Source organism: Nocardiopsis nanhaiensis (assembly GCF_054778635.1).
In genome coordinates this window covers 24805-47820 of record NZ_BAAGZJ010000009.1, presented here as the reverse complement: position 1 = coordinate 47820, position 23016 = coordinate 24805, and the positions used below count along the sequence as shown (strand labels likewise).

The 23016-nt window shown below is 70.0% G+C and carries 18 protein-coding genes; 17 read left to right on the top strand and 1 reads right to left on the bottom strand.

From position 1 onward, the window contains the following. Positions 1-25 precede the first annotated feature (25 nt). Positions 26-1360, top strand: a complete 1335-nt coding sequence (locus ACYVD1_RS06285; RefSeq protein WP_460769055.1) for a replication-associated recombination protein A — start codon at positions 26-28, stop codon at positions 1358-1360. Positions 1361-1459: 99 nt separating this feature from the next. Here ACYVD1_RS06285 and ACYVD1_RS06280 read toward each other — a convergent pair whose 3' ends face one another. Beyond that, positions 1460-3049 carry a protein kinase gene (locus ACYVD1_RS06280; protein ID WP_460769053.1) on the bottom strand — a complete coding sequence of 530 codons (1590 nt, stop codon included), beginning with the start codon at positions 3047-3049 and terminating at the stop codon, positions 1460-1462. 408 nt (positions 3050-3457) lie between these two features. Between ACYVD1_RS06280 and ACYVD1_RS06275 the strand changes: the two genes are divergently transcribed. The 16 genes from ACYVD1_RS06275 to ACYVD1_RS06200 all read left to right on the top strand — a co-directional run bounded on the left by ACYVD1_RS06275 (position 3458) and on the right by ACYVD1_RS06200 (position 22970). Further along, positions 3458-3850 carry a DUF948 domain-containing protein gene (locus ACYVD1_RS06275; RefSeq protein ID WP_460746884.1) on the top strand — a complete coding sequence of 131 codons (393 nt, stop codon included), beginning with the start codon at positions 3458-3460 and terminating at the stop codon, positions 3848-3850. Beyond that, on the top strand, positions 3847-4125 hold the full coding sequence (locus ACYVD1_RS06270; protein ID WP_460769051.1) for a hypothetical protein: 279 nt from the start codon (positions 3847-3849) through the stop codon (positions 4123-4125). The genes ACYVD1_RS06275 and ACYVD1_RS06270 overlap by 4 nt, the downstream gene beginning before the upstream one ends. Positions 4126-4519: 394 nt before the next feature. After that, positions 4520-4990 (top strand): hypothetical protein, encoded by a 471-nt coding sequence (locus tag ACYVD1_RS06265; protein ID WP_460769048.1) that lies wholly within the window; start codon positions 4520-4522, stop codon positions 4988-4990. A 147-nt stretch (positions 4991-5137) separates the two neighbouring features. Next, positions 5138-5665, top strand: a complete 528-nt coding sequence (locus ACYVD1_RS06260) for a hypothetical protein (RefSeq protein WP_460769045.1) — start codon at positions 5138-5140, stop codon at positions 5663-5665. Between the two features lie 294 nt (positions 5666-5959). Beyond that, positions 5960-8626 (top strand): alanine--tRNA ligase, encoded by a 2667-nt coding sequence (gene alaS / locus ACYVD1_RS06255; RefSeq protein ID WP_460769042.1) that lies wholly within the window; start codon positions 5960-5962, stop codon positions 8624-8626. A 648-nt stretch (positions 8627-9274) separates the two neighbouring features. Beyond that, the gene (gene ruvX, locus ACYVD1_RS06250) at positions 9275-9763 is read left to right on the top strand and encodes a Holliday junction resolvase RuvX (RefSeq protein ID WP_460769040.1); all 489 of its coding nucleotides are present in this window, start codon (positions 9275-9277) and stop codon (positions 9761-9763) included. After that, complete coding sequence (mltG, locus tag ACYVD1_RS06245; protein ID WP_460769036.1) at positions 9760-12069, top strand: endolytic transglycosylase MltG; 2310 nt, start codon at positions 9760-9762, stop codon at positions 12067-12069. The genes ruvX and mltG overlap by 4 nt, the downstream gene beginning before the upstream one ends. Beyond that, positions 12066-12902: a shikimate dehydrogenase gene (locus ACYVD1_RS06240; RefSeq protein ID WP_460769034.1), complete on the top strand. Its 837-nt coding sequence runs from the start codon at positions 12066-12068 to the stop codon at positions 12900-12902. The genes mltG and ACYVD1_RS06240 overlap by 4 nt, the downstream gene beginning before the upstream one ends. A 396-nt stretch (positions 12903-13298) precedes the next feature. After that, complete coding sequence (gene infC / locus ACYVD1_RS06235) at positions 13299-13883, top strand: translation initiation factor IF-3 (RefSeq protein ID WP_460747000.1); 585 nt, start codon at positions 13299-13301, stop codon at positions 13881-13883. A 185-nt stretch (positions 13884-14068) separates the two neighbouring features. Beyond that, the gene (gene rpmI, locus ACYVD1_RS06230) at positions 14069-14263 is read left to right on the top strand and encodes a 50S ribosomal protein L35 (protein WP_460769031.1); all 195 of its coding nucleotides are present in this window, start codon (positions 14069-14071) and stop codon (positions 14261-14263) included. Positions 14264-14431: 168 nt separating this feature from the next. Beyond that, on the top strand, positions 14432-14803 hold the full coding sequence (gene rplT, locus ACYVD1_RS06225) for a 50S ribosomal protein L20 (protein WP_211716085.1): 372 nt from the start codon (positions 14432-14434) through the stop codon (positions 14801-14803). A 25-nt stretch (positions 14804-14828) separates the two neighbouring features. Further along, complete coding sequence (locus tag ACYVD1_RS06220) at positions 14829-15677, top strand: TrmH family RNA methyltransferase (RefSeq protein ID WP_460769027.1); 849 nt, start codon at positions 14829-14831, stop codon at positions 15675-15677. 550 nt (positions 15678-16227) lie between these two features. Then, positions 16228-17466: a sensor histidine kinase gene (locus tag ACYVD1_RS06215; protein ID WP_460769024.1), complete on the top strand. Its 1239-nt coding sequence runs from the start codon at positions 16228-16230 to the stop codon at positions 17464-17466. A 185-nt stretch (positions 17467-17651) separates the two neighbouring features. Then, positions 17652-18770, top strand: coding sequence for a phenylalanine--tRNA ligase subunit alpha (gene pheS / locus ACYVD1_RS06210; RefSeq protein WP_460769022.1), 1119 nt, complete (start codon positions 17652-17654; stop codon positions 18768-18770). Beyond that, positions 18770-21259: a phenylalanine--tRNA ligase subunit beta gene (gene pheT / locus ACYVD1_RS06205; RefSeq protein WP_460769019.1), complete on the top strand. Its 2490-nt coding sequence runs from the start codon at positions 18770-18772 to the stop codon at positions 21257-21259. Before pheS ends, pheT begins: the two co-directional genes overlap by 1 nt. 484 nt (positions 21260-21743) lie before the next feature. Further along, positions 21744-22970, top strand: coding sequence for an aminotransferase family protein (locus ACYVD1_RS06200; RefSeq protein WP_460769161.1), 1227 nt, complete (start codon positions 21744-21746; stop codon positions 22968-22970). Positions 22971-23016 lie beyond the last annotated feature (46 nt).

Sequence of the window (23016 nt, the reverse complement as noted above, 5' to 3'; positions counted from 1 at the left end):
CCCCGGTCTCACCTACCCTGGGTGCGTGTCCGAAACACTGTTCGACGATGCCGGGGCCGAAGCCGCCAAGGGACAGGAGCCGCTGGCCGTGCGTATGCGGCCGCGCTCCCTGGACGAGGTCGTGGGCCAGAGCCACCTCCTGGGCGAGGGCAGTCCGCTGCGCCGCCTGGTCGAGGACGACGCGCCCATGTCCGTGTTCCTGTGGGGTCCCCCCGGGACGGGCAAGACCACCCTCGCCACCGTCGTCAGCCGGGTCACCCAGCGCCGGTTCGTGGAACTGTCCGCGGTCAACGCCGGGGTCAAGGACGTCCGTGCGGTCGTGGACGAGGCGAAGCGGCGCATGGGTATGAACGGCACCCGCACGCTGCTCTTCGTCGACGAGGTGCACCGCTTCAACAAGACCCAGCAGGACGCCCTGCTGCCCGCGGTGGAGAACCGCTGGGTGAGCTTCATCGGAGCCACCACCGAGAACCCGTTCTTCTCCGTGGTCAGCCCGCTGCTCTCCCGTTCCCTGCTGCTGTCGCTGGAATCCCTCGACGACACCGACATCCACGCCTTGGTGAACCGCGCGCTGACCGAGGAACGCGGGCTGGACGGCCGCTACACGCTCACGGAGGAGGGCGCCGACCACCTCGTCCGGCTGGCCGGGGGAGACGGACGCCGCTCCCTCACCTACCTGGAGGCCGCCGCGCTCGTCTCCGGGGCTCCGGCGAAAGACCCCGTGGAGATCACCGCAGAAGACGTCGAGCGGGCGGTCGACCGCCACGCCGTGCGCTACGACCGCTCCGGCGACCAGCACTACGATGTCATCAGCGCGTTCATCAAGAGCATGCGGGGCTCGGACCCCGACGCCGCCCTACACTACCTGGCCCGCATGGTTGAGGCGGGGGAGGACCCGCGCTTCATCGCTCGGCGCCTGGTCGTACACGCCAGCGAGGATGTCGGCATGGCCGACCCCACCGCCTTGCAGACCGCCGTCGCGGCCGCGCAGGCGGTGGAGCTCATCGGTATGCCCGAGGCCCGGATCAACCTGGCGCAGGCCGTCATCCACATCAGCCTCGCCCCGAAATCCAACGCGGTGATCGCCGCGATCGGCGAGGCCATGGCCGACGTGCGCGCGGGCAACGCGGGACCGGTCCCGGCACACCTGCGCGACGGCCACTACAAGGGCGCGGCCGACCTCGGGCACGGGAAGGGCTACCGCTATGCCCACGACTTCCCCGGCGGGGTCGCCCCGCAGCAGCACGCCCCCGAAGGGCTCACTGAACGCGAGTACTACCGCCCGACCCAGCACGGCACCGAGCGGCGCTTGTCCGAGGTCCTCCAGAAGATCAAGAGCGTCCTCAAGGGCGGCGGGTAGGCTCCCGCCCCTGGGATCCGTGCACAGCCGTCACCCCGAGCCGCCCCGCTCCTGAGCGGCCCCGACAACCGGGAGCCAGCCCCGCCCGCATGGCCGGGGTCAGTCCGCGAACAGCTCGGTGACCTCCACGACCTCGCGAGGGCCTTCGTCGTCCTGGTCCTCAGCGAAGGTGATCTCGACGATCATCACCGGACCCCAGCTCAGGTAATCGACGAAGTCGCTCCCGCTCAGGTCCCAGGTGCCGCGCCCGTCCTCGTCCAGGAAGACGTGCTCGGGGGCGGCACAGAACTTGGCGCACTTCACCTCGGCGTCCGGAAGGATGACGGCCTCGGCCTCGTCGCCGTCCTCATCCCACTGTTCGGCCCAGGCGTCGTGGCTGGGGATCCCCTGGTTGCGCGGGATGTCGTCGTCCCGGTCGACCGGGGTGTACACCCAGGCGCGCTCCTCCTCGTTTTCCTCGACGTCCTCCGGGTCGTCCTGCTCAGCGGGATCGAACCGCACGATCAGGGTGTTGGGCTCCTCGTCCGCCTCTTCCGCCTCGGCGGCGCCCTCGTCATCGGAGTCGTCGTCCTCCTCGGCGGCCACCGGACCGGCCTCGGCGCTGCCGCCGGTGATCTGGGTGATGCCCCAGACGCCTCCGCCGATGAGCACGACCGCCACCGTGACGGCCCCCGCCACGAAGAGCGTCCGGGTGGGACGGCGGTTGGACATGCGCCCTTCCAACCGGATCACCTCGGGTACCCGGGCGGGCGGCTCCACCGCGTGCCACTCGCGTTCGAGGATCCGGCCGATCTCCTCGCGGTTACCGGACGCCGGTTCCGCGCCCTCCGCGGTGTTCTCGGCCTGCCAGACGGCGATGACCGCACCGATCACCTCGCGCAGACTCGGCCGCCGGTCCGGGTTCGGATCCAGGGCGCGCCCCACGACCGGGCGCAGGCCCTTCGGCAGGCCGTCCAGATCGAAGTCTCCCGAGGCCACGCGCTGCGCGATCTCCTCGGGCTCCCCGGGGCCGAAGGGCAGGCGTCCGGTTCCGGCGAAGGCCACGATGGCGCCCCAGGCGAACACGTCGGCCACGGGTGTGGCGATCCCGCCCCGGTAGCGCTCCGGGCTCAACCAGGTGGCGCCTGAGCCGCGCAGCCGCTCGGAATCCCCGGCGATGGCGCAGTCCATGATGTGCGGTCCGTGCGATTCCAGGAGGATCTCGCTGGGGCGCAGCGAACCGTGCGCCACCCCGCGTGCGTGCAGGGCGGACAGCCCTTCGGCCAGCCCGGTGCTCAGCGCGATCAGCTTGCCCACACCGAGACCGCCCCGTTTGGTCACGTAGTGGGAGAGGCGCTGGCCGGCCAGGTAGGGCATGGACAGCCACGGGGGGTTGGCGTCAGCGTCGAAGGTCAGGGGGGTGACCACGCGGTGGGGGTCGACCGCGGCCAGGTTCCGGAGCCGCTGGCCGAGGGCCGGATAGATGTCGGGTGACTCCAGCTCGGGGGACTTGAGTGTCTTCACCGCGACCAGGCGGTCCTCTGAGGTGGGGGACCCGGTGTCCACGGCCGCGTAGACGGTACCGGTGGACCCCTGGCCCAGCCGTCCGAGGACGAGGTAGGGCCCGATCCGTGCCGGGTCGTCCGGGTAGAGGGGTGCCAGGTCCGGTGGTACCAGTACGGAGATCTCTCGGGGAGAACGAGGGCTCATGGGTGTCCTGTCGGTGCTTCTGGGGCCAGCGATCGGATTCTGGGGTCGCGGTGTCCCGACATCGTAGTGAAGATCCCGCTCTGTAGTTATTCTCGCCGAAGATCTCCGCTTTCGTCGATGCCCGGGGCCTCCACCGGCCATCACGGAATGGGGGCTCTTCGGATACGTGACCGCTTCCATCCGTTGCCACACCGTGGTGTCTCCCCGCGCCCCGCCGGTGGACGCGATAGGGTCGTCCGAAACCGTCCCCCGACCCGCATGGGCGGGGTGGCGAACACGGCTCGGGAGTCCCGACCCGGCGCAGTCGCTGGCCCCCCGTACCCACTCTCGGTACCCGGTGCGTGCCCGCGCGCGCCGAGACCGTTCGTACACCCTCGAAGCAACCCTCTATCTGCCTACGGAGCCTTCATGCTGACCGGAGGAGAGGTCGCCGCGCTCGTCGCCGCGGTGGTCTGGGCGGTGCTGGCCACGTTCCTGTGCGTGGCGCTCGTCAAACTGATCAAGCTCATCAACGCGACCACCAAGGTCGTCTCGGAACTGGGGGAGCGGACCCCGCCACTGCTGGACGACGTCTCCTCCACGGTGGAGCGCACCAACACCTCGCTGGAGCGAGTCGAGGAGATCACCGCCAACGTGCAGGCCTCCTCGGAGGACGTCTCCACCATGACCGCGCTCACCCGCTCGGTGTTCACCGGGCCGCTGGTGAAGGTCGCCTCGTTCTCCTACGCGATCCGGCAGGTCTTGGGGCGCCGCAAGGCCCTGGCCGTGATGCGTGGCCGCAAGCGGAAGGCGGAGCGGTGATCGGTCGACTGTTCTACCTCGCCGCGGGAGCCGCTGTCGGCGGCTACGTGGTCCACCGCGTGAACCGGGCCCGCAACGCCCTGACCCCCGGCGGTATCGCCGACCGGGTCGAGGGCCGGGTCTCGGAGTACCGAGGCGCACTCCAAGAGCTCAACGAGGACCTCGCGGAGGCCGTCCGCCAAGAGGAGGCGGAGATGTTGCGCAATTACGCGCCCAAGCACCGTGGCCTGCGCGCCGCCGGTGACGCGCCGGAAGAGCTCCAGGGACGCGGGTAACCACCCCGTTTCCGGCCCCGCGGTAGCGGCGGAGCTCTGGGGGCGGGGAACGGGAGCGGGCTGCGCGGGAAGGTTCGACTTGCTGACAGAGTAAGCCTCTGGTATGGGGCCACTTCTGTAGGCTGGTTGGTCCGACCACAGAGGGAGGACAGCCATGTACCCGCCTCAGCCCCCGAACGGTCCCGACGAGGGTGGACACCACCAGTACCCGTCCAGCCAGCCCGGTCCGTACGGGGAGCAGCCCTACGGTGGTCAACCAGAGCAACCCCAGCCCTACGGTGCCCCGCCCGGTCCGGCCGGGCCCTATGGTGGTCATCCGGATCCTTACGGTGCCCCGCCGGACCCTTACGGTGCTCCGTCCGGCCCCCAGAGCGGCTCCCAGGAACCCGCAAGGATGCCCGGTACGGCCATCGCCGTCCGGGTGCTCATGTTCATCGGCGGCGTCTTCGGGCTGCTGTTCGGCGGCCTCTTCCTGCTCTCGGGCATCTTCCTCACGGGCGACAACGAGGTCACCCGTGAGTTCGCGGAGGTGTCGTCGGAGATGGGTATGGCCGTGAGCGCGGCGGAGGTCGCCGGAGTCCTCATGGTTCTCGGGACCGTCACCTTGGCCTACGGGCTCCTCTCTACCGCGCTTGCCTCGTTCATGGGGCGCCGCAGCCCGGTGGTCCTGTGGCTGATCGTCGCCTTCCACGTCCTGGCCGCCCTGACCCTGGTCTTCTCCATGGTCGGTGCGGGAGACGTCTTCTCCTTGATCCCGTCCTTGATCCCGTTCCTCTTCGCGGTCGGCATGATCATCATGATGGTGCTCCCGGTCACGCGGGCCTACTACCAGAAACCGCCGGCCAACCCCTACGTCGCCTACTGACGGACGGGGCGCCGTAGCGCCGAGGGGCCGGTCACCGGCCCCTCCGCCGCGCCCAACGGGAAGGAACAACACGGTTAGTCCTTTTTCGGGTGCTCTCTGTAGAGTCTGCGACGGCAGATTCCAACCGGCACCCGTGAGAGGTACGCCATGCACCCCTCTAGCCAGCCCGACCCCCAGCAGGGCGGATACGGCTACCCCCGGCCCCCCGTGTCACCGGGGGGTCCACCAGCCCCGATGATGCCGCACGACGACACCGTCCCCGGTCAGGCCACCACGGTCCGGGTCCTGATGTTCATCGGTGGCCCCATCGGCATCGTGGTCGGCTTGGTCATCGGGTTCATCGCCCTGCTCGGCTTCGGTACCGGCCAGCTCGTCGAAGGGCTGAACGAGGGAGACGCCGATAGCGGCGCCTTCAGCTTCCTGGCAGGGGCCGTCGGCCTCTTCGCGTTGATCCCCTTCGTCTACGGCTTCGCCTCAACCCTGCTCGCCGCTCTCATGGGCCGGCGCAAGAAGGGGATCTACTGGGGGACCGTCGCTTTCAACATCGCGGCCGCCCTGTTCCTGGTGCTCTTCGTGATCTCCGGTGACTACCTCATGCTGGTCCCGCTGGCCTTCCACACGACGATGGCCGCGCTGATGTTCGTCCCGAGGGTCCGGGTGTTCTACGGGGTCTGACCACCCTCGCCGCACCGGGCTGACCCGGTCAGCCCGGTGCACGGAGGGGCCGGTCATCGCCCGGACCGGGCCGTTAGCGGGGATCCGTCGGCGGCCAGCGGCGATAACCTGGAAAAAACCGGGCCGCCGCCCTTGTCCCCTCCGGGAACGGGTCGTCCGGCGGCCACGACAAACCATGCGCGCAGGCGTGGCGGTTCCCTCTACGATGGGCCCCTATCGACCACGCGTGACCACGGTCCCACCCAGGGACAACCCGTCGCTCAGGGCGGCGGAGCCAAGCACAGGAGGGCATCAATGGAGACGGCAGAGATCGCGCGCCGCTTCCTCAGTTTCTTCGAGAAGAACGGACACACCGTGGTGCCCTCGGCAAGCCTGATCGCCGAGGATCCCACGCTGCTGCTGGTGCCCGCAGGCATGGTCCCCTTCAAGCCCTACTTCCTGGGTCAGCGCACGCCCGCCTACGACACCGCCACCAGCGTCCAGAAGTGCATCAGGACCAAGGACATCGAGGAGGTCGGCCAGACCTCCCGGCACCTCACCTTCTTCCAGATGCTGGGCAACTTCTCCTTCGGCGACTACTTCAAGGAGAAGGCGATCCCGCTGGCCTGGGAGCTCATCACCACCCCCGTGGAGGACGGCGGCTTCGGGATCGACCCCGAGAAACTGTGGGTGACCGTCTACCTCGACGACGACGAGGCCGCTGCCATCTGGCGGGACAAGGTCGGGGTCCGGCCCGAGCGCATCCAGCGCATGGGCATGGAGGAGAACTACTGGGACATGGGCGTGCCCGGCCCCTGCGGTCCCTGCTCCGAGATCTTCTACGACCGCGGCCCCGAGTACGGGGTGGAGGGCGGTCCCGAGGCGGACGAGAACCGCTACATCGAGATCTGGAACCTCGTCTTCATGCAGTACGAGCGGGGTGAGGGGTCGGGCAAGGACTACCCGATCCTCGGGGACCTGCCCAAGCAGAACATCGACACCGGCCTGGGCCTGGAAAGGCTGGCGGCCGTCCTGCAGGGTGTCGACAACATCTACGAGACCGACATCATCGGCCGCGTGCTGCACCGCGCCGCCGAGCTGACCGGGACCACCTACGGTGACAGCCACGAGAACGACGTGATGCTCCGCGTGGTAGCCGACCACGTGCGCAGCGCCGTCATGCTCGTCGGCGACGGCGTCAAGCCCGGCAACGAGAAGGCCGGATACGTCCTGCGCCGCATCCTGCGCCGCTCGATCCGGAACCTGCGCCTGCTCTCGGGCACCGATGCCTTCTTCCTGCACGAGCTGACCGAGGTCAGCGTCGACGCGATGAAGGACATCTACCCGGACCTGTCGGACAAGGCCGACGTCATCCACGGCGTGATCGACAACGAGGAGCGCAACTTCGCGGACACCCTCCGGGCGGGCACCACGCTCTTCGGCCGGGCGGCCGAGCGCACGCGTGCCGCGGGCGGCACCGTCTTCTCCGGTGCGGACGCCTTCCAGCTCCACGACACCTACGGCTTCCCCATCGACCTCACCCTGGAGATGGCCGCCGAACAGGGCCTGAGCGTGGACGAGGGTTCCTTCCGCGAGCTCATGCAGCGCCAGAAGGACACCGCGAAGGCCGACGCCAAGGCCAAGAAGCTCGGCAACGCGGACCTCTCCCTCTACTCCCAGATGCAGGAGAAGGCGGGCGACACCGAGTTCCTCGGTTACACCGACTCCGAGAGCGAGTCGCACGTCAAGGGCATCGTCGTGGACGGTTCCGGTGTCCCGGCCGCGCGTGCGGGAGACCGTGTCGAAATCGTCCTGGACCGCACCCCCTTCTACGGTGAGAGCGGTGGACAGCTCGCCGACACCGGGACCCTGACCGTGGACGGGCGAGGGGTGGTGGACGTCGAGGACGTCCAGAAGCCGCTCCCGGGCCTGTTCGTGCACCGGGGCAGCGTGCGCTCGGGAGAGGTCGTGCTGGACGACGCCGTGCACGCGGAGATCGACACCGGACGACGCCGGGCGATCGAACGGTCCCACTCGGCCACCCACCTCATCCACTCCGCGCTGCGCAACGCGATCGGCCCCTCCACGGGTCAGGCGGGTTCGGAGAACCGCCCCGGCCAGCTGCGCTTCGACTTCACCGCGGACAGCGCGCTCGGCGGTGAGCGCCTGGCCGAGGTCGAGGAGGAGGTCAACACCGTCCTCGCCGGCGACATCGCGGTCCAGACCGAGGAGAAGAGCCTGGACGAGGCGCTCCAGATGGGTGCGCTGGCCATGTTCGGGGAGAAGTACGGCGACCGTGTACGCGTTGTGGAGATGAGTGACTACTCGGTCGAACTGTGCGGTGGCACGCACGTCGGTTCCACCGCGAAGCTCGGCATCGTCAAGCTGTTGGGGGAGTCCTCCATCGGCTCCGGTGTGCGCCGTGTCGAAGCGGCCGTCGGTGCGGACGCCTTCAAGCGCCTGTCCAAAGAGTCGGCCCTGGTCGGCCAGCTCTCCGAGCAGCTCAAGACGCCCCGCGAGGAGCTCCCTGAGCGGATCGACTCCATGGTCTCCCGGCTGCGGGCCGCGGAGAAGGAGATCGAGAAGCTGCGCGCCGCACAGGTGCTCCAGGCCGCGGGGGAGATCGCCGCGGGTGCGCGCCGCCACGGCTCCGCCCTCGTGGTGGCCACCGAGGCACCGGAGGGCGCCAGCGGCGACGATCTGCGCAAGCTGGTGCTGGACGTACGCGGGCGCCTCGGTGAGGACGAGCCCGTGGTAGTGGCGATGACCGCCGTGCCCAAGGACCGCCCGGTCGTGGTGATCGCCGCGAACAAGGCGGCGCAGAAGGAAGGGATCAAGGCCGGCGAGCTCGTGGGCGTGGCCGCCAAGGCCCTCGGCGGTGGTGGCGGCGGCAAGCCGGACATCGCCCAAGGCGGCGGCAGCGACGCGGGCAAGGTCGGCGAGGCCCTTCGCGCAGTGGAGGCGCGCGTCGCGGGCGCCTAGGGGTGTCCCGTGCGGCTGGCCGGAGGGCCCGCGTGGTAGCCGCAGAAGCGGTCCTTCTCTGCAGGGCGGCCCCTGTGAACAGCGGTGCCCTGTCAACGTCGGGGACGGAACCGGCAGGTTCCGCCCCCGACGAGGCCGTGTGGTGGTACCCCTCACATTCGGCGGCCGTTTCGGTGCCTCCCGACCGCCTGGGAAGGCTCCGCGGCCGCGGGGGCACCGCTTCTGTCCCGCGGTCGCGAACTGGGCTTCAGCCGCGGTGCCGTGGCCGGACGTTCCGGTGGCAGGGGTGGTCCGGTGACGCGGGTGGACGAAACGGACGAAACCCTGCCTGCCCCAGGTCGTGACCTCCGTGACTTACACTCAGACGGTACGTGTTCGCCCCGGACCCCGTCGTTACAGCCCGACGTGAGGCACTGAGTCCGGTCGGAGTGGTTCAGAGGGCGACTGCCAGGGGTGCGGCTGCGCACCGCCATCGAATCGGGCATACTGTGGCGCGTTGCAGCCGATTCCCCAGGCTGCCTGCGCGGCCATACCCGCGATCCCGCAGATGAACAGGACCACCGTGTTGAGGATTTCCCAGCAGCGGTGCTGTGCCGTCGACGGCACAGCTCGCCTGAGCACCGCCCCCACCCCCGGGGAGGCGTCCTCGTGAGGCAAGGTGCACGCCTGGCGGTAGACCCGGGCAACGCGCGTATCGGGGTCGCCGCGAGCGACCCGAGCGGTATGCTCGCAAGCCCCGTCGAGACGGTCGCGCGCGGGAAGGGCGATGTCCAGCGCATCGCCCTCCTCGTCCTGGAGAAGGAGGCCCGCGAGGTCGTTGTGGGTTACCCTGCTTCACTGTCCGGCAAAGAGGGCCCGGCGGCCCGGTCCGCTCGCGAGTTCGCGAACACTTTGGCCCGACACCTTGACCCCGTCCCCGTCAGGCTCGTGGACGAACGACTCACTACGGTGACCGCCCAGGGTCAGCTGCTCTCCGGCGCCTCCTTCGGGAAGAAGGGCGCCAAGGGCGGTCGGGCCCGCCGCTCCGTCATTGACCAGGCGGCGGCCACCGTGCTCTTGCAGAGTGCCTTGGACCAGGAACGGTCAACAGGCCATCCCCCGGGCGAGATCGTCCGTGCCAGCCAGGGAGATTCATGACTGACAGGGATGACTACCCCGCTAATCCCTACCGTGGCCGCGCCCGCCGTGGAAGTGGTGACGACTACGATCCGCTGAGCGACCCCCTGCCCGCGCAGCCTCCTTCGCGTGGCCGCCGGGCTCGTCCGGAACCGCCGACGGAGTACTGGGCCGACCCTTCAGCCAGCGGCGAGTTCCGGCACACCGGGCCCCCCTCCGGTGAGTTCCGCACACCCCGGTACGCCTCCCCGGCGGCGGGGGACTACAGCGAGCTCTACCCGTCCGACCCCCAGCCCAGGCCCCAGCCCGGGCGCCGTCGCAGGGCGCAGCCGCCCGAGGGTGAGGCCCCGTGGAGCGGCGAGCAGCCGACGGTAGCGCCCCGACGCTTCGGAGCCGTCGACGCCGTGCGCGGCAGCCGGGCCGCCCGCGGCGGCGGAGACCAGGGTTACGAGCCGGGATTCCCGTCGGACACCGGGAGCCACCAGCGCCCCGCGGCGGACCCGACCCAGGACGCCCTCGCCGCCTTGGCCGACTTGGGCGGCTCTCCCGGCGGAACCGCCGACGCCGGGGACCGGGGAGGGTCCGGGCACGGTCCCGTCGGCGCGGTGCCTCCTGAAGAACCGCCGCGCAGGCCGCGGCGTGCGCGCGCCGAGGAGCCCGAGCAGGAGCGGTCGCCCTTCTGGGGCGATAACCCCGGTGAGCCCACACCCGCCTTCCTCGCGGACACTCCCGACGACGAGCCCAAGGGCCGCCGTGCCCGGCGCAAGCGGGCGAAGCAGGCGGAGGCGGAAGCGGATGCGGAGGCCGCCCGCGACACGGGCTCCTTCGCCGCCCCGGAGCAGGAGGAGCCGGGCGGTCGCCGCGGCCGTCGCCGGGCTCGCCGCGCTGCTGAGGACGAGCCCCGTGACACCGGGGCCTTCGCCGCTGCTCCCGCGGGCCTGCCGGAGGAGGAGCCGGCCGGCAGCGGAGCGTCCGCGCTTCCCGAGGACGACGAGCCCGTGGGCCGCCGCAGCCGTCGACGCAGCCGTCGACGCAGCCGTCGTGCCGAGCCCGAGCCCGAGCCGAAGCCCGAGGTCGAGGACACCTTCGACGAGGGCGCCGAAGGGGAGGACGAGGACGAGGACGACTATGAGGAAGAGCGGCTCGAGGACATCGCGGCCGCCTACGGCAACAGCCGCGCCAACCGCAAGCGGGCCAAGAAGGCGAAGGCCGCGCAGGCCGCCCGCCGCTCGGGGGGAAGGTCAAAGAAGCGCAAGCGCAAGGGCCCGATGATCCTGCTTGCCTTGGTTCTGATGCTGGTGATCGCCAGCGGCGGCTTCGGCGTCATGCGCACCTTCGTGTTCCCTCCGGACTTCGACGGCGAGGGGGATGGCGAGGTAGTCGTCACCATCGAGGAGGGCCAGAGCGGCACCTCCGTCGCCCAGAGCCTCGTCGACGAGGGCGTGGTGGCCAGCGTCCGCTCCTTCACCAACGCGCTCAGCGCACTGCCCGACGAGGAGGGGGGCGACGGCCTGGTGCCCGGCACGTACTCCCTCGCCGAGGGCATGAGCGGTGAGCACGCCGTCGCCGCGCTCTTCGACTCGGACAACCGCCTCGGGGGCCGGGTCACCCTCCGCGAGGGCCTGCGCGGCTCCCAGATCCTCCAGGAACTGGCCGACAGCACGGGCGTCCCCGTCGAGGAGTTCCAAGAGGCCTACGCGCAGACGGACGACCTCGGCCTGCCCGGCTACGCGACCGAAGGCCCGGAGGGGTACCTCTTCCCGGCCACGTACAGCTTCGAGCCCGACACCGAGCCCATCGCCATGCTGCGGACGATGGTCACCCAGTACGAGCAGATCGCGGAGGAGGCCGACCTCGAGGGCCGGGCCGCCGAACTCGGCTACGACCCCAACGAGGCCATGGCGATCGCCTCCATCGTCCAGGCCGAGAGCGGTGACGTCGACGATATGGCCAAGGTGTCCCGGGTGGTCCACAACCGCCTGGACATCGACATGCCGCTCCAGATGGACAGCACCTGCTTCTACGCCATCGGGGAGTACGGCATCGCGCTCGACAACGACCAGTTGGCCGCCTGCGAGGAGGACACGAGCGGGTTCGACACCTACCACCAGACCGGTCTCGTCCCCGGGCCGTTCGTGGCCCCGGGCGAGGACGCCATCGAGGCTGCCCTTGACCCTGAGGAGGGCGACTGGCTGTACTTCGTGGCCACCGACCCGGAGAACGGCGTCACCGAGTTCACCGACAGCCACGACGAGTTCGAGATCCTCAAGGAGCGCTTCCAGGAGAACTGGGGTGGCGGAGAGGGAGCCGAGGAGGGCGGCGAATGACGCGTGCCGCGGTCCTGGGCTCGCCGGTGGCCCACTCCCTCTCGCCGGTCCTGCACTCCGCCGCCTATGCCGCGATGGGGCTGGAGGGCTGGTCCTACGACCGGTTCGAGTGCGAGGAGGAAGGGCTCGCTCCCTTCCTCGGCGAGTTGGCCGCCGACTGGGCGGGGCTGTCCCTGACGATGCCGCTCAAACGGCGGGCCATGGAGCTCGCGGACGAGGTCACCGACCTTGCTGTCGCGGTCGGCGGGGCCAACACCCTGGTCCGTAGCGGCACGGGCTGGGCCGCGCACAACACGGACGTGGCCGGGATCGCCAGGGCTCTGACCGAGGCGGGGATCGGTGCTCCGCGCAGCGCGGCGGTGCTCGGTGCGGGGGCCACGGCCGCCTCCGCCCTGGCCGCCCTACGGGAGCTGGGTACGGTCTCTCCGGTCACCGTCCTGGCACGGAACACCGCGCGCACGGGCGATGTCTCGGCGGCGGCAGAACGCATGGGCCACCCCCTCGCGGTGGCCCCCTTGGCGGAGGCCGACCACTACCTGGACGTGGACTTGCTGGTCTCCACCCTGCCCTCGGGGGCTGCGGACGGGTTCGCGGACCGGCTCGCGGCATCCCGGGCCGACCTGTTCGACGTGATCTACGCCCCATGGCCGACCCGGGCGGCCGAGGCCGTCGCGGCCAGGGGAGGGCGCGTGGTCGGCGGCTTTCCGATGCTGCTGCACCAGGCTGTCGCCCAGGTCAGGCTGATGACGGGAGTCGAGGACGTCCCGGTTGGAGCCATGCGGGCCGCGGGTGAGGCCGAGCTCGCCCGGCGTTCCGCGTCGACCGGGGTCTGACCCTGAGGCCTCGGTGGTTCGACGACCGCGGGGCCCTGCTATATTGGACGTAATCGACTTGGTCCGGTGTGTACGACACGCCGGAGCCGCAAGCGGAGATGATCCTCCCACCTACCGGGCCTCGCCCGCGTGGGTTCCGGTCAGACGATGGGCCTGCCGCGCCCGTGTTCGTCGGACACCCGTGTACGGGTTGCCCGGCGCAGCGCGCGGACATGCTGTCGTGAACATCCGGTCGGATCGCCCCGCTTGCAGACGCTGGCGGGGTTTTCGCTTTTTGGTGGGACCCCGAAGCGGGCGGGTGGCCTGAACATGCACGGGCGACCCGGTCGAACAGGTCGCCCACCATACGGTGGGCGACCGGTCCCAGGTAATCCGAGAAAGCTAGGGAGGGGTCTCATCAGCGCCGAGCCCCGCATCAATGACCGTATCCGGGTGCCCGAGGTCCGACTTGTCGGACCCGACGGTGAGCAGGTCGGAATCGTCTCCGTGCAGGACGCACTGCGTCTGGCACGGGAGGCAGACCTCGACCTTGTCGAGGTCGCGCCGACCGCGCGCCCGCCGGTCGCCAGGCTGATGGACTACGGCAAGTTCAAGTACGAGTCCGCGGTCAAGGCCCGTGAGTCGCGCAAGAACCAGTCGAACACGATCATCAAGGAGATCAAGCTCCGCCCGAAGATCGATCCGCACGACTACGAGACCAAGAAGGGTCACGTCGTTCGGTTCCTCAAGAGCGGGGACAAGGTCAAGGTGACGATCATGTTCCGTGGTCGCGAGCAGTCCCGCCCCGAACTCGGGCGTCGGCTGCTGGCACGTCTGGCCGAGGACGTTCAGGACCTTGGCGCGGTCGAGTCCCAGCCCAAGCAGGACGGTCGCAACATGGTCATGGTGATCGGCCCGCACAAGCGGCGTTCCGAGCACAAGGCCGAGGCCCGTGCCGCGGCGGGGGACAAGTCCCGCCGTGCAGAGCGCGACCAGGCGTAGGGCGCCAGGGGAAGTCCCCCACCGCCCGGCCGCGCGGAAGATGCGAACCGGGCGGTGGGGAGGGCTGTGCGCGAACGGTCCGTGATGCACCGGCGTGCAACGCAGATCCCCGCCGTAGCGGCGGAACAACCGCGGTATCCGTCCAGTACGGGTGCCGCGCCGACGGAGTAGGAGACGACGGCGACATGCCGAAGAACAAGTCCCACAGTGGAGCCAAGGACCGTTTCAAGGTCACCGGTTCCGGCAAGATCATGCGCCGCCGTGCCAACAAGAACCACATCCTTGAGCACAAGACCTCGAAGCGTAAGCGCAGGCTGAGCAACGAGGCCGAGCTCTCTCCGGCCGACACCAAGAACATCAAGAAGCTCCTGGGCAACTAGCACCAGAGAGACTTCCCGTCCTCCCCGGCCCGCCCGTGCGCCCGACCAGGTCGGCGCGCTGAGGCGCCCGGAGGACACCCACCTGAAGCGAACACGGACCGCCGGGCCAGTCCTGGTCGGACCGGTCGGCGCGCCGTGCGCGCCGGAAGAACCAACGAGGGAGTCACTGTGGCACGCGTGAAGCGGGCTCTCAACGCCAAGAAGAAGCGCAAGGTCGTTCTCGACCGGGCCAGTGGTTACCGCGGGCAGCGCTCGCGTCTGTACCGCAAGGCCAAGGAGCAGATGCTCCACTCGATGACCTACTCCTACCGGGACCGCAAGGACCGGAAGGGGCAGTTCCGTCGCCTGTGGATCCAGCGCATCAACGCCGCCTCCCGCGCTCACGGCCTGACCTACAACCGTCTCATCCAGGGTCTTAAGCTGGCCGAGATCGAGGTCGACCGTCGCATGCTGGCCGAGCTGGCCGTCAACGACGAGGCCGCGTTCGCCGCGCTCGTGGAGAGGGCCAAGCAGGCCCTCCCCACCTCCGCCGCGGCCTAGCAGGCAGAGACACAGACAGGTAGCGATGGCGAGCCACGAGTTCACGAGTGTCCGGTCACCCAGGATCAAGGGGGTTCGGCGGCTCGCCAAGCGCACCTTCCGCCAGCGTGAGCGGCGCTTCCTCGCGGAGGGGCCGCAGGCTGTGCGGGAGGCACTGGCCGCCGTCAACGGCGGCGATGGGCGGTCCCCCTATAGAGGGGCCGCCCACGGTGTTGTCGAGGTCTACGCCACGGCTGAGGCCATGCAGCGGCACATCGACCTGATGGACGCCGCCCACACTGCGGATGTGCCCACCCACCGGGTCAGTCTCGACGTCATGTCCGAACTGGCGCAGACCATCACCCCTCAGGGGGTCATCGCGGTCTGCGAGTTCGTCGACGTGCCCTTGGAGAGCGCGCACGACGTGCGTCTGGCCGTCGTCCTCTCCCACGTGCGCGACCCCGGCAACGCCGGAACGGTCATGCGCACCGCCGACGCGGCCGGTGCCGACGTCGTCATCTTCACCGACGCCTCGGTGGACCCCTACAACGGCAAGTGCGTGCGGGCCTCCGCCGGAAGCCTGTTCCACCTGCCGGTAGTGGTGGGCGCACCTGTCTCCCGCGCGGTGGACTTCCTGCAGGGGACCGGAGCCCGGGTCTGGGCGGCCGACGGCGGCGGCGACCGCGATCTGCACCAGGTAGCCGACGACGGTGGTCTGGACGGCCCGGTCGGCTGGGTCTTCGGCAACGAAGCCTGGGGGCTGCCGGAGGAGATCGTCCGGCTCACTGACGGCGCGGTCAGTGTTCCCATCTACGGCGGGGCCGAAAGCCTGAATCTGGCCACGGCTGCGGCCGTCTGTCTGTACACGACGGCGCGGCAGCAGCGCAGTGCCTGAGAGGCCGTTCCGGACCGGTCACGCGTGGCTGGACAACGGCTGGACCAAGTCACAATGGTGACCCCCGGTAATCGAACCACCCTTGAGCGGGGGTGTAGGATCGGCCGGTATGTACGCTCGGTAACAGGTTGTCTGAACCATCCAAAATGCACGTGCACGGGCCCCGAGTGTCGGTAGGGTCGGGCCATCACCACGGTGGTTCATGCGCATCTCGCTAGGCCATCCCCAGGCGACCCGCGTCACGGGTAGGAGGGTGCGCGTGGCCCTGGGGCACGGCAGGCTTGGCCACGCAAGTACGCGAAGCTCGAAGCTCCGGAGGGTGGGCCCCGGTGCTGACGGATGCCGGGCGGTCTCCGCGCGGGTGACGGGCACGGTGACCGCCGACGTCCCCCCGGGTGGCGCCGTATCCCAAGTCAGGAGGCGTACCAGGTGGGAGTGCAGGGTAGATCTGCGGTGGTGTCCAGGGGAGAGCACGACGGACACGACCGGTCAGCGATCCCGACCCAGGAATCCTGGTGTCGCGGAGCTTCGGAGGGGAGCGGGGAGAGGCGTGGGCAGCGGCCGGCAGGTGGACCAACCGGCGGAGGATTCCGAAGGTGCGACAGCGCGCTCCTCGGAGGATCCCGCTCCAGGGCCTGAACCCACTACCGGCATTCCCGCTGAAACGGATCATAAGCCGGAACCGGACATTCGATCCGGGGCTCGGCGGGGGTCCGCACCCGCCCTATGGGACGTCGACACCGCCTCCGCCAATCCGGGCAGCAGCTCTCTGGGCGCGGACGACCTGCCCGACGGCGTGGTCGTCGCCGACGCCGGCGGAAGGGTCGTCCTCTTCAACATCCAGGCCGCGCAGCTCACCGGGGTCCCCGTCGAGTCGGCGCTGGGCCGCGACTACCGCGCGGTCCTGTCCCTGACCGGGCTCGACGGCCATGACTGGTGGGAGGCCAGCGACCCCTACGGGGGCGACCGCAACCGCACCCGCCAGTCCGAACGTGCCCTGTGCCTGCCCGACGACCGCGAGATCCTCGTCGCGGCCCGCTACGTGCGGGCCCGGCCCGGCGGCGCGCTCGTGCGCCTCGTCGTCACGCTCCGAGATGCCTCAGTGCGGGCCGAACGCTCCCGGGCCGACCTCGTGTCCGAGGTCGCGCACGAACTGCGTTCCCCGCTGACCAGCGTTAAGGGCTTTACTTCCACCCTGCTCAACAAGTGGGAACGGCTCACCGACAAACAGAAGCTGTTCATGCTCGAGACGGTCAACGCGGACGCGGACCGCGTCACACGCCTCATCCACGACCTGCTCGACGTCTCCCGCATCGAATCCGGGCGCCTGGAGGTCCGCCGCCAGGTGATCGACCTCAACACCGCCGTGCGCCGCGTCGTGGCCAGCCGCGTCGCGTCAGGCGAGTCGGAGGACCGCTTCCGAGTCGAGACGCGGGGCGAACTCCCGCAGATGTGGCTGGACGCCGACAAGCTCGAACAGATCCTCGTCAACCTCGTGGAAAACGGACTGCGGCACGGCGCTGGTACTGTCAGTGTTGTGATCGAGCCGTGTGAAGGAGGAGCAGCGGTGTCGGTGCGCGACGAAGGCCAGGGCATTGCACCCGAGACCATTCCGCGCGTCTTCCGCCAGTTCTGGCGCAGCAAGCGCCGTGGCGGGACCGGCCTCGGACTGTTCATCGTGAAGGGTCTCGTAGAGGCCCACGGCGGCACGATCACCGTCGGACGCGCCCCCGACGGCGGCGCCGAGTTCCGATTTACCATGCCCGCCGGGACGCCCGAGTTCGTCTGAGCCCTCAGACCATTCGGCCTCCACGGCGGGCGTCACGGCATGTCCCGGACCCCGCAACGGACCTTTCCCGGGCTGCCCGAAAACCGCCTGTGCTTTTCCTGTCGGCTTCGTCCGCATCGCGCGGACCGTGACTGCTGTCCCGCCCCCTTATCCGTGGGGGAGCGGTGACGGCGAGGCAACCAACCATGTCAGCACCGAACAATTCCTTCGACCCGGTCGAGGTGACCCCCCTGCACCCCGACGAGGTCGCCCGTATGCGCGAGGAGGCCCTGGCCGCCATCGAGGCCGCCGCCGACCTCACCGAACTCAAGGAGGTCCGGCTCGCGCACGCCTCCGACCGATCCCCGCTGGCCCTGGCCAACCGGGAGATCGGCGCGCTGCCCCCGGCCGCCAAGGCCGACGCCGGCAAGCGTGTCGGCGGCGCCCGGCGCGACGTCGGGCAGGCGCTCAAGGCGCGCCAGGAAACCCTGGAGGCCGAGCGCGACGAGCGCGTCCTGGTCGAGGAGCGCGTCGACGTCACCCTCCCCTGGGACCGCACGCCCCGTGGTTCCCGCCACCCCCTGACCACCGTCGCCGAGCGCATGACCGACGTCTTCGTCGGCATGGGCTTCGAGGTCGCCGAAGGGCCGGAGGTCGAGGCGGAGTGGTTCAACTTCGACGCCCTCAACTTCCAGCCCGACCACCCGGCCCGCACCATGCAGGACACCTTCTTCGTGGAGGGCCCTGAGGGGGGCGAGGCCGGCCTGGTCATGCGCACCCACACCTCACCGGTCCAAGTCCGCGCGCTGCTCTCACGGGAACTGCCGGTCTACGTGGTCGCGCCAGGCAAGACCTTCCGCACAGACGAGCTGGACGCCACGCACAGCCCGGTCTTCCACCAGCTGGAGGGCTTGGTCGTCGACAAGGGCATCACCCTGGCGCACCTGCGCGGCGCCATCGACGCCTTCGTCGAGTCCGTCTTCGGTGCGGGCCTGCGGACCCGGTTCCGCGCCTCCTACTTCCCGTTCACCGAGCCGTCCGCCGAGGTGGACATGGAGTGCTTCGTGTGCCGTGGCACGTCCGTGGGCAACCCGGACGAGCCCTGCCGCACCTGCTCCAGCGAGGGGTGGATCGAGATCGGCGGCTGCGGCGTGGTCAACCCGCGCGTACTCACCGCCGCCGGGGCGGACCCGCAGGTATACAGCGGCTGGGCCTTCGGCCTCGGAATCGAACGGACACTGATGTTCGCGCACGGTGTGCGCGACATGCACGACATGGTCGAGGGCGACATCCGCTTCACCTCGGCCTTCGGGAGTGAGAACTGATGCGCGTCCCCCTGACCTGGCTGCGTGAGTACGTCGACCTGCCGGCCGACGTCTCCGCCCGTGACCTCGCCTCCCGCCTGACCCTCGCCGGTCTGGAGGTCGAGACCGTCGACGAGCTCGGCTCCGACCTGACCGGGCCCGTCGTCTTCGGCCGTGTACTGGAGATCGAGGAGCTCACCGGCTTCAAGAAGCCCATCCGCTACTGCAAGGTGGACGTGGGCCGGGCCAACGGGACCGGTGAGCCGCAGGAGATCGTCTGCGGAGCACGGAACTTCTCCGAGGGCGACCTCGTCATCGTCGTCCTGCCCGGTGCCGAGCTGCCCGGGGGTTTCCGGATCGGTGCCCGCAAGACTTACGGGAAGATGTCGGCGGGCATGATCTGCTCGGCCACCGAACTGGGCCTGTGGGAGGACCACAGCGGCATCGTGGTGCTGCCCGAGGGCTTCGGCGAGGTCGGTGCCGACGCCATCAGGGCACTCGGCGTGCGCGAGGACGTCCTCGATATCGCCGTCACCCCGGACCGGGGCTACGCCCTGTCGGTGCGGGGCGTGGCGCGCGACACCGCCGCGCTGTACGGCGTGGACTTCCGCGACCCCGCTCGGATCGACGTCCCCGCGCCGACCGGGCCCGGCCACCCGGGCGCCGTGGAGGACCCCAAGCGCTGCGACCGCCTGGTGTTGCGCGGCGCCACGGGCTTCGACCCGGAGGCCCCCACACCGCTGTGGATGAAGCGCCGCCTGCACCAGAGCGGGATCCGCCCCGTCTCCCTGGCGGTCGACGTCACCAACTACGTGATGCTCGAACTCGGCCAGCCCCTGCACGCCTGGGACCGCGAGCGCGTCAAGGGCACGATCCGCGTCCGCCAGGCCGAGGCGGGGGAGAAGCTGGAGACCCTGGACCACGTCCAGCGGTCCCTGGACACCGACGACATCGTCATCGCCGACGACTCCGGGGCCCAGGCGATCGCCGGTGTGATGGGCGGACTCGACACCGAGATCAGCCTGGCCTCCACACAGGTCCTGGTCGAGGCCGCGCACTTCGACGCCATGAGCATCGCGCGGGCCTCCCGTAGGCACCAGCTGTCCTCGGAGGCCTCCCGCCGGTTCGAGCGCGGCATCGACGCCGCGGAGCAGCTTGCCGCGGCCACCCGCGCGGTCGAGTTGCTGGCCGAGCTCGGCGGCGCCTCGGTGGAGACTGCCTACACGGTCGTCGACGAGTCCGCTCCACGGGAACCCATCGTGGTCACGGCGTCGCACGCGGGCGATGTGGCCGGGGTCGACTACCCCGAGGGCACCAGCGAGCGCTGGCTGCGCGCCGTCGGCTGCGCGGTCGAGGCCGACGGAGACGTTCTGCGGGTCACGCCGCCCACCTGGCGGCCCGACCTCACCGACCCCAACGACCTCGCCGAGGAGATCATCCGCTTCGAGGGGTACGAGAACATCCCCTCGATCCGGCCCCGGGGCTCCGGACGAGGGCTGACCTCCGGCCAGCGCCTGCGGCGCGCGGTCGGGCGGATCCTGGCTGACACCGGCTACAACGAGGTGCTGAGCTTCCCGTTCCTCGGCGAGCGCGACCTCGAGGGCCTCCAGCTCACGGCGGACGACCGGCGCAGGAACACCCTGAGGCTGGCCAACCCGCTGAACGACGAGGAACCGCTGCTGCGCACCACGCTGCTGCCGGGCCTGTTCAAGGCCCTGGCCCGCAACGTGGGTCGCGGCGCCACCGACGTGGCGCTGTTCGAGGCCGGTCTGGTCTACCTGCCCGAGCCCGGTGCCGGCCGTGCGCCGCTCCTGCCGGTCGACCGCGGGCCCAGCACCGAGGAACTCGCCCAGATCGAGGCCGCCCTGCCCCGGCAACCGCGCCGAGCGGCCGTCGTGCTCGCCGGTGACGCTGAGCGGGACGGATGGTGGGGGAAGGGCCGACCGGCCTCGTGGGCCGACGCGATCCAGGCCGCCCGGGACATCGCCCGTGTGGCCGGTGTGGAGCTGGAGGTCGAGGCCGACAAGCGGGAACCGTGGCACCCCGGCCGCTGCGCCGCACTGTACGTCCGGGTGCCGGGTGAGCGCACGCTCATCGGTCACGCCGGTGAGCTGCATCCGCGCACGATCAAGGCGTTCGGCCTGCCCGAGCGCGGTGCGGCCATGGAGATCGACCTCGACCTGGTCGAGCGGGCCCGTACCGAGAGCACGGCCCCCGAGGTGTCCACCTACCCGGTGGCGACCCAGGACGTGGCTTTGGCCGTCGACGAGTCAGTGCCGGTCGGGGCGGTCAGCGCCGCCCTGGCCGAGGGCGCGGGCGAGCTCCTGGAGAGCGTGCGCCTCTTCGACGTCTACACCGGTGAGCAGGTGGGCGAGGGCCGCAAGTCCGTCGCCTTCGCCCTGCGGTTCCGCGCCGCCGACCGGACGCTGACTGCTGAGGAGGCCGGTGCCGCGCGCGACGCGGCCGTTGCTCTGGCCACCGAGCGTACGGGCGCCGTACTCCGCGGCTGAACTCAGGAAACACACTGTTGACACGCTGGGGCGGGGCGGGTCCTCCGGAAGGGGAGACCCGCCCCGCCTTCGTGTGCTTGAGTGTGTTCCACGGCGTCGGGCGCCTCGTGCAGAGGGGCTCTAGGAGGCCCGGTGTGTTGCGAAACGGCTGACGGACGAGGCCCGATCTCAAAAAAATTATGGGGCTGTTTTTCCTGCACAGTAGGGGTTTTGGGGCTGTTTGCCGAGGGTAGCCGGAATGAAGTTTGGGTTTCGGGGCATGAAAGCTCGTTTTGGCTCTTGCTGCGGGGCGGTCTCCCCGCTTAGCCTGCAATCACCTGCCACAACCTGGGCGCCCGGGTAAGGGGTCAGATCCGTTTTCCGCTGCGCACTCTCGCGCATGTCACGGCTCGGAGGTCGCCATATGACCGAAACGGTTGTCTCGTCCGCGCTCACTCCCAGGGAACACCGGGAGCCCAGCCGTCTCTGGCATACCTTCTGCGATATGAACGCCGTGGCCAAGGGCCCGGAGTTCGTGGTGGCCAGCGCCGAGGGCGCGTGGCTCTGGGACCGGTTCGGCGATCGTTACCTCGACGGCACCGCAAGCCTCTGGTACTGCAACGTCGGCCACGGCCGTGCCGAGATCGCCGACGCGGTCCACCGGCAGATGAGCACCCTGGACGCCTACACCGTCTACGGTGACTTCGCCAACGTCCCGGCCATGGAGCTCAGCGAGCGGCTGGCGCAGCACGCGCCGGTCGAGGACGCGCGGGTCATCCTCACCTCCGGGGGCGGGGAGTCGATCGACACCGCGGCCAAGCTGGCGCGGCGGTACTGGTCGGTGAAGGGGCAGCCCGAACGCACCCACCTCATCAGCCGGACCGGTGGTTACCACGGCCTCAACGGGTTCGGCACGAGCATCATCGGGATGGAGCGCTTCCGTACCGGCTACGGCAAGCTCATCGAGGAGACCTCCGTGGTCCCGCACGACTCGGCAGCGGCGCTGGAGGCCGAGATCCTGCGGGTCGGGCCGGAGCGGGTGGCCGCCTACTTCGCCGAACCGGTCATCGGCGCCGGCGGTGTTTTCATCCCGCCGGAGCACTACTTCACGGACGTGGCGAGGATCTGCCAGAAGTACGGGGTGCTGTTCATCGTGGACAGCGTGATCTGCGGCTTCGCCCGGATGGGGAACTGGTTCGGGATCGAGCGCTTCGGTGTGAACGCGGACATGATCGTCTTCGCAAAGGGCGTCTCCAGCGGTTACCTGCCGCTCGGCGGCGTCGTGGTCAGCGGTCCGGTGGCGGACCCGTTCTGGAACGAGTCGGGCAACCCGTTCCTGCACGGCACCACCTACGCCGGGCACCCGACCGCTTGCGCGGCGGCCATGGCCAACCTGGACATCCTGGAGCGTGAAGACCTGTTCACCGTCTCCCGTGAGGTGGAGACCCACCTGGACGTCGCGCTCCGCGGCCTGGCCGACCACCCGTTGGTAGCGGAGGTCCGATCCGGTACGGGGGTGATGGGCGCCGTCGAACTCACGGAGGAGGCGCTCGTTGACCGGGGGATCACCACCGCCGAGGTCTTCGCGGAGGCGCGGACCCGCGGGGTCATCGTCCGACCCGTACCGAAGGCCCTGCTCGTCTCACCGCCTCTGATCGTCACCTGGGAGCAGATCGACCACCTTGCTTCCACGCTTTCGGCGGCCCTGGACGCGGTGATGGCCCGTCATTGAGGGTGGGAGCCCGGAGAACCGGGCTCCACATTCGAAACGGACCCTG

Coding starts and splice junctions, on each gene's coding strand:
- ACYVD1_RS06265 (WP_460769048.1), top strand. CDS start 4,520: ATGCCCGGTACGGCCATCGCCGTCCGGGTGCTCATGTTCATCGGCGGC.
- ACYVD1_RS06260 (WP_460769045.1), top strand. CDS start 5,138: ATGCACCCCTCTAGCCAGCCCGACCCCCAGCAGGGCGGATACGGCTAC.
- ACYVD1_RS06200 (WP_460769161.1), top strand. CDS start 21,744: ATGAACGCCGTGGCCAAGGGCCCGGAGTTCGTGGTGGCCAGCGCCGAG.
- ACYVD1_RS06275 (WP_460746884.1), top strand. CDS start 3,458: ATGCTGACCGGAGGAGAGGTCGCCGCGCTCGTCGCCGCGGTGGTCTGG.
- alaS (WP_460769042.1), top strand. CDS start 5,960: ATGGAGACGGCAGAGATCGCGCGCCGCTTCCTCAGTTTCTTCGAGAAG.
- ACYVD1_RS06220 (WP_460769027.1), top strand. CDS start 14,829: ATGGCGAGCCACGAGTTCACGAGTGTCCGGTCACCCAGGATCAAGGGG.
- mltG (WP_460769036.1), top strand. CDS start 9,760: ATGACTGACAGGGATGACTACCCCGCTAATCCCTACCGTGGCCGCGCC.
- pheT (WP_460769019.1), top strand. CDS start 18,770: ATGCGCGTCCCCCTGACCTGGCTGCGTGAGTACGTCGACCTGCCGGCC.
- ACYVD1_RS06240 (WP_460769034.1), top strand. CDS start 12,066: ATGACGCGTGCCGCGGTCCTGGGCTCGCCGGTGGCCCACTCCCTCTCG.
- ACYVD1_RS06280 (WP_460769053.1), bottom strand. CDS start 3,049: ATGAGCCCTCGTTCTCCCCGAGAGATCTCCGTACTGGTACCACCGGAC.
- pheS (WP_460769022.1), top strand. CDS start 17,652: ATGTCAGCACCGAACAATTCCTTCGACCCGGTCGAGGTGACCCCCCTG.
- rpmI (WP_460769031.1), top strand. CDS start 14,069: ATGCCGAAGAACAAGTCCCACAGTGGAGCCAAGGACCGTTTCAAGGTC.